Consider the following 11,561-nt stretch of genomic DNA (forward strand, 5'->3'; position numbering starts at 1 on the left):
CACAAAACATATGAGAAACTTTTAGATAAAGTGGTTTTTAAACTCGATGAAATACACAAATTTTATGGTTTTACCGTAAAAATAAAACACTTTTTACCCTAATTTTCTGATTATCAAAGTACAATTATCTAATAAATAAGCACTTTTATTTCGCTAAAAAGCAAGTTATTATAGATATACCGTTTTTTTAGATAAAATTAAGAACTGTAATTTTTGGATTACTTAAAATATTTATAACTGCTTTAATTCTTAAATTGTATATTCATCCTCAACTAAGAGGTAAAGGATTACAAAACTCAGTTCAAATGGTATATATAATAAATGAATAAGAACAGATTAGGAAAGTTTGATTAGAACAGTTTATAATTTTAGAGCATAAAAAATGCCCAACTATTTTTTAGCTGGGCATTTCATATAATAGATAGTGTGATACTATTTATTTCTTTTCTTCAATCTTGTTAGGATCTTCATCTTCTTTAGAAGCATCTTTAAATTCTTTAATACCGCTTCCCAGACCTCTCATCAATTCTGGAATCTTCTTTCCTCCAAATAAAAGTAAAACTGCAGCAACAATTAGCGCAATTTGCCAAGGACCTAACATTCCTAAAAATATACTTAATGACACCATGTTCTTTAATTTAGATTACAAAGTTAACAAGATTTACCTAAAAATGACCTTTTTAAAGCACGAAAAGATAGTTTTAAGATAATATTCACAGCTTATCTCAGTACTATTCGCTTCTAGATAACGTTTTAATATAAACTTTAGCATTTTTATCCGTTAAGAGAATATGTATATTTGCGTAACTAATGGAACTGCGGAGATAGCAGACTAATCTATGGCTAAAAAGAAAAAAGAACAAAAGAGAATTACCAAGAAGTTACTAAACAAATATAGATTAGTAATTCTTAATGAGGATACTTTTGAAGAACGAATATCTTTTAAACTTACCCGGTTAAATGTTTTTGTATTGTCGAGTATAACATCGATTATTTTAATTTCATGTACGACTATTTTGATTGCATTTACGCCATTAAGAGAATATATACCAGGATATTCTTCCACGTCTCTTAATCAAAAAGCCACCAGATTAGTATCTACAGCAGATTCCTTAGAAACGGTACTAGCGGTAAATCAAGAATACTACAATTCGATTAAGAAGGTACTAACAGGAGATGTAAAAACGGTTGAATTTGATATTGATTCTGCAGTACAGTCGCAAAAGCTAAATCCTGATGAGGTAGATTTAAATCCTTCTGAGCAGGATATGCAATTACGAGAAGAAGTTTCTAGAGAAGATAAATATAGTCTTTTTGAAAGTGAAAAATCTAGTACTGATTTTTCACTATTTCCTCCAGTAAAAGGTAGTGTGACATCTGGTTATAATGTAAACGAAAGACATTATGCAATTGATGTAGCTGTGCCAAAAGATACCCCGATCAAAGCTGCTGCTGCCGGAACTGTTATTTTTGCTGAATGGACTTCAGAAACGGGACACGTTATTATTTTAGAACATGGAAATGGTTTACTTACCGTTTATAAACATAATGCGTCATTAACGAAACAACAAGGTGAATTAGTAAAAGCTGGAGAGGTAATCGCAACAGCAGGGTCAACAGGAGAACTTACTACAGGTCCTCACCTGCATTTCGAATTATGGAGAGATGGATATCCTACAGATCCGTCGAAATTTATTGATTTTGAATAAAAACATACAATGTCTATTAAATCATTTGGGGCAAAGATTTTTGCAAAACGTATTCGTAAAAAGATAGATAAATGGGCTAATAATCCAGTAGAAACTCAAAAAAGAGTATTCGAAGAGTTATTAAAATCAGCAAGCAATACAGCTTTTGGTATAGATCATAACTTTACTAAAATTCATACGCATGATGACTTCGTAAAAGAAGTCCCAATCAGAGATTATGAGCAGTTACGTCCGTATGTGGATAGAGTGGTAGCTGGTGAAGATGATATCTTATGGCCTGGAAAGCCTATTTATTTTGCAAAAACTTCGGGTACGACTAGTGGAGTAAAATATATTCCGTTGACTTCTGATTCCATGCCAACGCATATTAAGGCTGCACAGAATGCCATTTTATGTTATATCGCAGAAAGTGGAAAAGCTTCTTTTGTAGATGGAAAAATGATATTTCTTCAAGGAAGTCCAGAATTGGTAGAGAAAAACGGAATTAATTTAGGACGCCTATCAGGGATAGTAGCTCATTATGTTCCAAAATATCTTCAGAAGAATAGACTTCCAAGTTGGGAAACAAATTGCATTGATGATTGGGAATCAAAAGTTGATGCTATCGTAGAAGAGACTGCAAATGAGAATATGACTATCATTAGCGGAATTCCGCCTTGGGTACAGATGTATTTCGAAAAGTTGCAAAAGAAAACGGGAAAATCAATAGGTGAGCTTTTTAAAAACTTCGAATTGTTCATTTATGGAGGAGTTAATTTTGAGCCCTATAAAGCTACTTTTGAAAAATTAATAGGAAGAAAAGTGGCAAGTATCGAGTTATATCCTGCCTCAGAAGGTTTTTTTGCTTTTCAGGATGTTCAAGACGAGAAGGGAATGTTACTTCAATTAGATTCAGGAATGTTTTATGAGTTTGTAAAGGCAGATGAGTTTTTCGAAGATAATCCAAAAAGAATTACCATAGCAGATGTAGAGAAAGATGTAAATTATGTGATGCTTATTTCTTCTAATGCAGGTTTATGGGCTTATAATATCGGCGATACAGTAATGTTTACCAGTACCTCACCGTACAGAGTTATCGTGTCTGGTAGAATTAAACATTTTATTTCGGCTTTTGGAGAACACGTGATCGGAAAAGAAGTAGAGCAAGCGATGAAAGAAGCCACTGAAGCTACTGGTGCTGTAATTAAAGAGTTTACGGTAGCACCTCAGATTAACCCAAAGGATTCTGAATTACCTTATCATGAATGGTTTATAGAATTTCAGGAAAGTCCAAAAGATATAGCAGGGCTAGAAATCCAAATAGACAATGCTTTACGAAAACAAAATACCTATTATGATGATTTAATTACTGGAAATGTACTGAGAACATTAAAAGTACGATCCGTGCCAAAAGATGGTTTTAATGAGTATATGAAATCTATTGGAAAACTAGGTGGTCAGAATAAGTTACCTAGACTTTCTAACGATAGAAAGATTGCGGATTCCTTGATGACGGGTATAGGTAAATAAGTTATATATTTGTTAGGAAAAATTTTATGACAAATCTCAAATTAAAAGGAAGAACAAGAGCACAAGAAAGTTCAAGTGCCATAGAACGCATGTACATAACAATGCGACATCTATTTAATAGAGGTTTTTATAAACCAATGGGAGTTTCCGGTGATACCTTAAGAGAAGGACTACTAACACTTAGACCAGAAATTTACGGTTCAGTTGCCGAAGAAAAGGTAGAATTAGATGGATTATTATACGTTATTGATCGCTTACCTATAGGAATCGAAGAATGCCGCTACATTAACCTTACAAGTGAAGAAGGATATAAAAATTCTCATTTTAAACCAATTGTTCCACCAAAACGAAGAAGAAATTGCTACAGGATTGATGAGGAACAAATGAATATTGAGATAACTAGAGGAAGATCAGAAATTTATGATATTCTTACGCATCTTACTTTTCTATTCATAGAGTCGCATAAAATCATGAATCGTGTAGTGATTAATGAAGAAGGAAATGTAACTAGAGATTGGGATAAACTAGAAAAAGCAGTTACTTCTAAAAAAGACCTTACGAAATCTGAACGCGAGGTTGTGCTCACACATACTGCCAATATATTGGGAAGAACTTTTCAGGAAGTTACTTCCATATATGGTAGCTTTTCTTGTCCAGAAAACAAAGAGCGTTTTATACACATTATTTACTGGTTAGGAAAGTTAGCTATTGAAGAATCAGTAAATGAAAATAAAAGATTGGTAACATTTAGTCCTGTTTTAAGAGAACGTTTAGGGCATCATATTCATGGAGAACGATGGGCGAATACTATAAAAAGTAAATTACAAGAATTAAACTTGATAGATCGTCCAATACATATTATAAGTGCAAATATGCATAGCGTTATGAATACTATGTATGCTCCTTTAGCACTTAAAACAGAATTGAAAAACAAAGATACTTTTGATATATACGAATTATTAAGTCAGCATAAGAATGATAAGCTTAGAGCTAAGGTAGAGAAATTAGCGCTTCAGAAAGGAATGACTTTTCTGGAAGACGAAAGCGGAACCAATATCGATGTGCAAATTTTCGATACTTCGAAATATACAAATGGTCTTTTTGAAACAAACGTTTCAGAAAAAGATATCAATAGTATGCCGGTTATCATTGTTATGGATTACGCATTTGGAGAACAAGCATATGAAACAATGGATGAGCTTTTAAAGCCTTATGAGAAATCCGAGAGTAGAAAATACTTAAATGTTAAATCCGTTTCCCTAATGGGTAAAGCGGGTATTCTAGAAGGAGGTAAAGGAGATATTATGATTCCATCTGCTCATGTATTCGAAGGGACAGCAGATAATTATCCTTTTGACAATGGACTAAGAAAAGAAGATTTAGAAGGTCATGGTATAGATATCTACGAAGGAGCAATGATTACCGTTTTAGGTACTTCACTGCAAAATAGAGATATTCTGAAATTTTTCCATGAATCTACATGGAACGTGATAGGTTTAGAAATGGAAGGTGCGCATTATCAAAAAGCGATACAATCTGCTTCAAAATTAAGAGGAAGTATCAGTTCTGATGTAAAAGTAAATTATGCATATTATGCTTCTGATAATCCTTTAGAAACAGGAAGTACCTTAGCATCTGGAGGATTAGGTACCACAGGAGTAAAACCTACATATCTAATTACCGAGAAAATTTTAGAGCAAATATTTAAAGACAAATAGAATATATGAGCTATAAAGAAGACGAGCTTTATTTACAGCAAATTTTTAAACCGATTGGTAAGCTTTATTTTAATATAGTTAAGTTAATATATCAAACCATCCAATTTTTTATTAAAAAGGTTTGGCTTTTTCTAGCTTTAATTGTTGTGGGGTTAGTAGCGGGATACTTTTTGGATCAAAAAAATGGAATAGAAATAATTAAACAAGAGGTTATTATAGAGCCAAAAGTTAATTCAATTAGGTACATATATAATCTTATTGATGAGTTTCCTCAAAGAAAAAGTGATGAAAAGTATTTAGAATCACTTGGTATAAAAAAGGAGTGGTTAGGAAATATTAAATCTGTAAAAATTGAACCAATTGTAGCTATAGAAGATATTTTTGATTATTTACATCGAGAATATCAGGATAAAAACTTTCAATACAGCATACAGGATTTTTCTCCTAAAGCTATGAATAGTGAAAAATTCACCTATTTTTATAAATACCATATTGTTAGAATTTTCTTTAACAAGAAAGAAACATATAATGAGAAAATTTCTGAAAGCATACTTAATTCAGTATCTAATAATGAACATTACGTTAAGGAATTAGATTTAAGTATAAAACAGGCTAGAGAAGCGATAAAAAATAATCAGGCTTCTTTAAAATATATAGATGATTATCTCACCAAAATCGTTCAGAAGTCAAATGATAATAATGAAAATGATAAACTTGTTATCGTTTCAAATGAAAATGAGACTAATAAAGTAGCATCATTATTAGAGCAAAAGTCTAAAATAATGAGTGCTATAAAAACAGATCAAATAGCAATTAATCTCAATAACAAGGTGTTTTCCGTTGTTGGAGATTCTAAGGTACTAACTTCTAAAAAACCTTTTTATTCGAGAACAATTTTCTTTTTTCCATTATTATTATGCCTTTTAGTATGCCTTATCTATTTTACTATTTATCTGTTTGGACAAATTAAGATAGTCACAAAAAAACGAATAAGTTAAAATTTGAGGAATCAAACATTAGTTCCATAAGACATAAAAACAATATTATAAAGAGATGAAATTAAATATTTTAGTGACTGGAGGAGCAGGGTTTATAGGTTCCAATTATTTGAACTATAAGTCGAAAGATGATAATATTAGAATTATTAATTTAGATAAACTTACCTACGCAGCTGATTTAGATAATATTGATATATATGATAATTGTGATTATACTTTTACCAAGGGTGATATATGTGATTTGAATTTGGTAGAGAGAATTTTCGAAGAATATAATATCAATAGGGTAGTCCATTTTGCAGCAGAATCTCATGTGGATAATTCGATAGCTAATCCAGGTGAGTTCATACAAACAAATATTGTAGGCACCTTCAATTTATTACAAGCAGCATTTAAGAATTGGATGGATACACCTAACATCTTTAAAAAAGGAAAAGAAGACTGTAGGTTTTTACATATTTCTACTGATGAAGTATATGGCACTTTAGGAGAAACAGGGCTATTTACCGAAGAAACCCCTTATGCGCCGAACAGCCCATATAGTGCTTCCAAGGCATCTTCAGACATGTTGGTTAGAAGTTACTTTCATACATATGGCTTACCAGTTGTTACAACAAACTGTTCTAATAACTATGGGCCTAGACAACATAATGAAAAACTAATACCTACCATTATCAGAAAAGCATTAGCCGAGGAGAATATTCCTATATATGGAGACGGAAAGAATGTTAGAGACTGGTTATACGTTCTAGATCATTGTAAAGGAATTGATTTAGCTTTGGAAAAAGGAGAATTAGGAGAAACCTATAATATCGGAGGAAAAAATGAACGAGAGAATATATATATAGCTAAAACAATATGTAAAACTCTCGATATCATAAAACCATTAAAAGATAATAAGTCATATTTAGATCTTATTACTTTTGTAAAAGATAGACCAGGTCATGATTTTAGATACGCGATCGATGCATCAAAAATTGAAAACGAACTAGGTTGGAACGCGGAGGAAAATTTTGAATCTGGAATTGAAAAAACAATAAATTGGTATTTAGAAAAATATCAGTAAAATAATACTTCAAAACTCTAGTGTTAACTAGGTTATTGAAGACAATTGGATTAAAGATGAAAGGAATAATTTTAGCAGGAGGTTCAGGAACGCGATTACACCCACTTACATTAGCAATTAGTAAGCAGTTGATGCCAGTGTACGACAAACCGATGATTTATTATCCTCTTTCCACCTTGATGTCTGCAGGAATAAAAGAAATTCTAATTATTTCTACCCCTTTAGATTTACCTCTTTTTGAAAAGTTATTAGGTGATGGTAAAAAATATGGATGTGTCTTTGAATATGCTATACAGGAAGAACCTAACGGATTAGCAGAAGCATTTATTATAGGAGAAAATTTTATCGGAGAGGATAAAGTAGCATTAATTTTAGGAGACAATATTTTTTATGGATCTGGTTTAGAAAGTCTTTTAGAAAGTAATAATAATCCGGATGGAGGAATTATTTATGCTTATCACGTGCAAGATCCCGAAAGATATGGTGTCGTAGATTTTGATGCTGAAGGAAATGCGATTTCAATAGAAGAAAAACCAGAAATACCGAAATCCAATTATGCCGTTCCTGGGATTTATTTTTATGACAATGAAGTCGTATCAATAGCAAAAAACATAAAACCAAGTGATCGAGGTGAATTAGAAATTACGGATGTTAATAATGCTTATTTAGAAAGAGGAAAGCTTAAAGTAAGTATTTTGGATAAAGGCACAGCTTGGCTCGATACAGGTACTTTTAATTCCTTAATGCAAGCTTCTCAATTTGTTCAAGTAATAGAAGAGCGTCAAGGATTAAAAATAGGGGCCATAGAAGAAATAGCATATAATAAAGAATTCATAACCAAAAACCAATTAGAGATGCTCGCAAAACCGTTGATAAAAAGCGGATATGGAAAATATTTATTACAATTAGATTAGTATGGAAATAGAAAAAACCCCTTTAAAAGATTGTTTTGTTCTTAAACCAAGGGTTTTTAATGATGATAGAGGTTCTTTCTTCGAAAGTTTTAATTTAAAAACATTTAAGAAGGTTACTGGGTTAGAGATTGATTTTGTTCAGGATAATCAATCTATTTCCTCGAAAGGAGTGTTGAGAGGTTTGCATTTTCAGAAAGGAGAATATGCTCAAGCAAAATTAGTTAGAGTTGCAAAGGGCAAGGTTTTGGATGTTGCTATAGATCTTAGAAAGGATTCCCCTAGTTTCGGAAAACACTTTTCAATAGAATTAAGTGATCAAAATAATTATCAATTATTCGTTCCCAGAGGTTTTGCACATGGATTTGTTGTATTAAGTGAAGAAGCTATTTTTAATTACAAATGTGATAATTTTTACAATAAAGAATCCGAATCAGGGATAAGATTTAACGATCCCATTTTAAATATAAATTGGCAATTAGATATTGAAGAAGTGCTTTTGTCAGAAAAAGACATAATTTTACCTTTTTTCAATGAAGTTTTTTAGATATAATTTTTACATAACATAAAAGCCCTTACATTTGCTGAGATTTTTATTTTTAAACTTGATGAGTACTAAAGAAAACCCTTCTGAAGAAATAGATTTAGGTCAATTATTTAAATTAATTGGCAGTGCGTTTAATAAATTATTTTTGTTTATCGGAAAGATTTTAAAGGGAATTTTTCATGCTATTATTCTTTTTCTTCTTTTTCTTCAAAAACATTTTTTAAAATTTGTAATCGCTGGTGCTGTTGGACTTGGTATAGGATGGTTTTTCGATTCAACGGCAAAACCAGTTTACCAGTCTTCAATGATTGTAGAACCTAATTTTAATAGTGCACAACAATTGTATAATAATATAGAGTTTTATAATGAGCTGGCGGAAGAAGAAGATTTTAACAACTTAGCGGCTGCCTTAAAAATTTCAAATCAAGAAGCCAGTAGTATTAAAGAAGTGTCAATTGAATCATTTTCTGATGATAACCAAAAATTAAAACATTTTAGTGATTTTGTTTCGACTTTAGACAGTGTTTCTAGAGCTAATTTAAGTTATAAGGATTATCTAGAAAACTTTAATAATATTAATGCAAGATTTCACAAAGTGACAATTGAGACATTTGATCCTAAAGTTGCTAAAAAAACACAAAATGCGATAGTTAGATCCATATCAAATAATGAATATTTTAAACTGCAAAAAACCACAAACGATTTAAATCTGAAATTGGATGATTCTATCATTCGTAAGCAAATAGAGGAAGTTGATTCTCTGAAGTCTTTTTATCAGAAATTGAAATTATTAGATATTCAAAAGGAACAAACAGCCACTAATACTAGTATTAGTCTAAGTTCAGAGAATAAAGAATTAGACAAGTCCGAAATTACACTACTTAAGCAAGCAAAATCTTTAGGAAAAGAGATCCTAGATATCAATAGGAAAAAGGCAAATACTAAGCAAATTGTAAATGTTATTTCAGATTTTCCGGATAGGGCAGCATTATTAAACGATCTTTTTACTCAGAAAAAAGTGTTGTTACCAATCGTTTTTATTGGATTGACCTTTTTGATATTAATGTTATTAGCCTTAAATAATTATTTAAAAAATTATAACCGAATTTCTAAGCCTTGATGAAAAAAGTTTTAGTCACAGGTGCTAACGGGCAATTAGGAAGGTGTCTTCAAGTTTTATCTAATATTAGTGGGGATATTAGTTTTTTGTTTACTGATTCTAATCAATTAGATATCAGGGATAAGGAAAAACTTCATAATTATTTTCTTGAAAATGACAAGATAGATTATGTAATTAATTGCGCTGCATATACCAACGTAGAAAATGCTGAAAAGGAATCAAAAGATTCATTTTTAGTTAATGCAGAAGCTGTAAAAAATGTTGCGGAGGTTTGTCAAAAATACGATACCATTTTATTACATATTTCTACGGATTATGTATTTGATGGTAATAAAAACACTCCGTATACGGAAGAAGATATACCAAACCCGATTAACGAATACGGAAAATCCAAATTACTAGGAGAACAATATATTCAAGAAATACAAGAAAAGTATTTTATAATTCGAACTTCTTGGTTGTACTCTCAATTTGGTAAAAACTTCTATCAAACTATTGTTAAAAAATCAAAAACAGATAAAAAATTAACTATTACTACTGCTGAGATAGGTACTCCCACAAATGCAAATGATTTAGCTAAATTTTTAATAGAAATTATTAAAAATGATAATAAAAATTATGGTCTTTATCATTTTAGTAATCTTGGTAGTGCTACTTGGTTCGATTTTGCCGAGGAAATTCTAAAAATTTTGGGTAAACGAAACGAAATAAGCCTTGAAAAAACGGATAATTACCCTACTTTTGCAGAACGTCCAAAATATAGCGTGTTAAGTAAAAAAAAGATTACAGGCACTTTTAATTCAGTTATCTTAAATTGGAAAATATCTTTGAAAGAATTAGCTAATTAATTTTATTTTATATTTTGGGGTGATTGATAAATATTTTTATAAGGAATTAAAAAATAGATACTGAAAAACATTATTGAAGTATATATTTTATTGTTTAAAATAAAATAATAGACATGTTTGATCTTAAAGGAAAATCAATACTCATTACCGGCGGTACCGGTTCATTAGGAAAAGCATTGACAAAACATATTTTGTCCAAACATTCGGAAATTAGAAGGTTAATCATATTTTCAAGAGATGAGCAAAAGCAATTCCAGATGGCTCAGGAATTTCCAAATGAAAAATTCCCGCAACTCAGATACTTTATTGGTGATGTAAGGGACAAAGATAGACTTGTTAGAGCTTTTCAGGGTGTAAATTATGTGATACATGCAGCAGCGATGAAACACGTGCATATTGCAGAATATAACCCTGACGAATGTATTAAGACCAACATTGGTGGAGCTGAGAATGTGGTAGAAGCTTGTTTTAAAACCAATGTAGAAAGAGTTGTGGCTTTATCTACAGATAAAGCTTGTGCCCCAATTAATCTTTATGGAGCAACCAAATTGACTTCTGACAAACTGTTTGTTGCAGCAAATAATATAAAAGGAGAAAACCCAATTAGGTTTTCTGTAGTGAGATATGGAAATGTTATGGGGTCTAACGGTTCGGTTATCCCTTTCTTTATTAAAAAGAAAAAGCAAGAAGGCAAACTACCCATTACCGACCCGGGAATGACCCGTTTTAATATTTCTCTTGAAGGCGGTGTCGAAATGGTGATGCATGCACTAGAGCACGCTTGGGGAGGAGAGCTTTTTGTACCTAAGATACCCTCATACAAAATTATGGATGTAGCAGAAGCTATTGGACCAGAATGCGAAAAACCAATAGTAGGAATAAGACCAGGCGAAAAGGTACATGAAGAAATGATCACTCCTTCAGACTCTTTTTATACCTACGATTTAGGAAAATATTATACAATACTTCCTGCGACACATAAATGGAGTCTAGAAGATTTTATTAAAACCTTTAATGCCCAAAAAGTGCTCCAAGGTTTTAGCTATAACTCAGGGAAAAACAATGATTGGGAAACAGTGGAGAGCCTAAGAGCACTTATAAAAACTCACGTAGATTCAACTTTTGAGGTATAATG

Annotated in this window: 11 protein-coding genes; 10 read left to right on the forward strand and 1 reads right to left on the reverse strand. The window is 31.4% G+C overall.

What is annotated here, in order from left to right; genetic code table 11:
• Positions 1 to 436: 436 nt before the first annotated feature.
• Positions 437 to 628 carry a twin-arginine translocase TatA/TatE family subunit gene (locus Q1B37_RS16700; RefSeq protein ID WP_299609150.1) on the reverse strand — a complete coding sequence of 64 codons (192 nt, stop codon included), beginning with the start codon at positions 626 to 628 and terminating at the stop codon, positions 437 to 439.
• Between the two features lie 211 nt (positions 629 to 839).
• Here Q1B37_RS16700 and Q1B37_RS16705 point away from each other — a divergent pair, with 211 nt between their 5' ends.
• The 10 genes from Q1B37_RS16705 to pseB all read left to right on the forward strand — a co-directional run bounded on the left by Q1B37_RS16705 (position 840) and on the right by pseB (position 11,559).
• The gene (locus Q1B37_RS16705) at positions 840 to 1,709 is read left to right on the forward strand and encodes a M23 family metallopeptidase (RefSeq protein WP_299900374.1); all 870 of its coding nucleotides are present in this window, start codon (positions 840 to 842) and stop codon (positions 1,707 to 1,709) included.
• Between the two features lie 9 nt (positions 1,710 to 1,718).
• The gene (locus Q1B37_RS16710; RefSeq protein ID WP_299900377.1) at positions 1,719 to 3,218 is read left to right on the forward strand and encodes a GH3 auxin-responsive promoter family protein; all 1,500 of its coding nucleotides are present in this window, start codon (positions 1,719 to 1,721) and stop codon (positions 3,216 to 3,218) included.
• 26 nt (positions 3,219 to 3,244) lie between these two features.
• Entirely contained in the window at positions 3,245 to 4,936 is a 1,692-nt protein-coding gene (locus Q1B37_RS16715; RefSeq protein ID WP_299900379.1) for a hypothetical protein, read from the forward strand.
• Positions 4,937 to 4,941: 5 nt separating this feature from the next.
• The gene (locus tag Q1B37_RS16720) at positions 4,942 to 5,934 is read left to right on the forward strand and encodes a hypothetical protein (RefSeq protein ID WP_299900382.1); all 993 of its coding nucleotides are present in this window, start codon (positions 4,942 to 4,944) and stop codon (positions 5,932 to 5,934) included.
• Positions 5,935 to 5,989: 55 nt separating this feature from the next.
• Positions 5,990 to 7,000, forward strand: a complete 1,011-nt coding sequence (gene rfbB, locus Q1B37_RS16725) for a dTDP-glucose 4,6-dehydratase (RefSeq protein ID WP_299900384.1) — start codon at positions 5,990 to 5,992, stop codon at positions 6,998 to 7,000.
• A gap of 56 nt (positions 7,001 to 7,056) precedes the next feature.
• The gene (rfbA, locus tag Q1B37_RS16730) at positions 7,057 to 7,914 is read left to right on the forward strand and encodes a glucose-1-phosphate thymidylyltransferase RfbA (RefSeq protein WP_299900387.1); all 858 of its coding nucleotides are present in this window, start codon (positions 7,057 to 7,059) and stop codon (positions 7,912 to 7,914) included.
• A 1-nt stretch (position 7,915) separates the two neighbouring features.
• Positions 7,916 to 8,458 carry a dTDP-4-dehydrorhamnose 3,5-epimerase gene (gene rfbC / locus Q1B37_RS16735; RefSeq protein WP_299900389.1) on the forward strand — a complete coding sequence of 181 codons (543 nt, stop codon included), beginning with the start codon at positions 7,916 to 7,918 and terminating at the stop codon, positions 8,456 to 8,458.
• A gap of 61 nt (positions 8,459 to 8,519) precedes the next feature.
• Positions 8,520 to 9,578 (forward strand): hypothetical protein, encoded by a 1,059-nt coding sequence (locus tag Q1B37_RS16740; protein WP_299900392.1) that lies wholly within the window; start codon positions 8,520 to 8,522, stop codon positions 9,576 to 9,578.
• Complete coding sequence (gene rfbD / locus Q1B37_RS16745; protein WP_299900395.1) at positions 9,578 to 10,426, forward strand: dTDP-4-dehydrorhamnose reductase; 849 nt, start codon at positions 9,578 to 9,580, stop codon at positions 10,424 to 10,426. The genes Q1B37_RS16740 and rfbD overlap by 1 nt, the downstream gene beginning before the upstream one ends.
• A 113-nt stretch (positions 10,427 to 10,539) precedes the next feature.
• Entirely contained in the window at positions 10,540 to 11,559 is a 1,020-nt protein-coding gene (pseB, locus tag Q1B37_RS16750) for a UDP-N-acetylglucosamine 4,6-dehydratase (inverting) (protein WP_299900397.1), read from the forward strand.
• Positions 11,560 to 11,561: the final 2 nt, after the last annotated feature.

The sequence above is a fragment of the uncultured Aquimarina sp. genome (assembly GCF_947492965.1).
Lineage (GTDB): Bacteria > Bacteroidota > Bacteroidia > Flavobacteriales > Flavobacteriaceae > Aquimarina.

Excerpts from the sequence above, each read along its gene's own strand:
- Q1B37_RS16715 (WP_299900379.1), top strand. The coding sequence starts at position 3,245 with ATGACAAATCTCAAATTAAAAGGAAGAACAAGAGCACAAGAAAGTTCA.
- rfbC (WP_299900389.1), top strand. The coding sequence starts at position 7,916 with ATGGAAATAGAAAAAACCCCTTTAAAAGATTGTTTTGTTCTTAAACCA.
- rfbB (WP_299900384.1), top strand. The coding sequence starts at position 5,990 with ATGAAATTAAATATTTTAGTGACTGGAGGAGCAGGGTTTATAGGTTCC.
- rfbD (WP_299900395.1), top strand. The coding sequence starts at position 9,578 with ATGAAAAAAGTTTTAGTCACAGGTGCTAACGGGCAATTAGGAAGGTGT.
- rfbA (WP_299900387.1), top strand. The coding sequence starts at position 7,057 with ATGAAAGGAATAATTTTAGCAGGAGGTTCAGGAACGCGATTACACCCA.
- Q1B37_RS16700 (WP_299609150.1), bottom strand. The coding sequence starts at position 628 with ATGGTGTCATTAAGTATATTTTTAGGAATGTTAGGTCCTTGGCAAATT.
- Q1B37_RS16705 (WP_299900374.1), top strand. The coding sequence starts at position 840 with ATGGCTAAAAAGAAAAAAGAACAAAAGAGAATTACCAAGAAGTTACTA.
- pseB (WP_299900397.1), top strand. The coding sequence starts at position 10,540 with ATGTTTGATCTTAAAGGAAAATCAATACTCATTACCGGCGGTACCGGT.
- Q1B37_RS16720 (WP_299900382.1), top strand. The coding sequence starts at position 4,942 with ATGAGCTATAAAGAAGACGAGCTTTATTTACAGCAAATTTTTAAACCG.
- Q1B37_RS16740 (WP_299900392.1), top strand. The coding sequence starts at position 8,520 with ATGAGTACTAAAGAAAACCCTTCTGAAGAAATAGATTTAGGTCAATTA.
- Q1B37_RS16710 (WP_299900377.1), top strand. The coding sequence starts at position 1,719 with ATGTCTATTAAATCATTTGGGGCAAAGATTTTTGCAAAACGTATTCGT.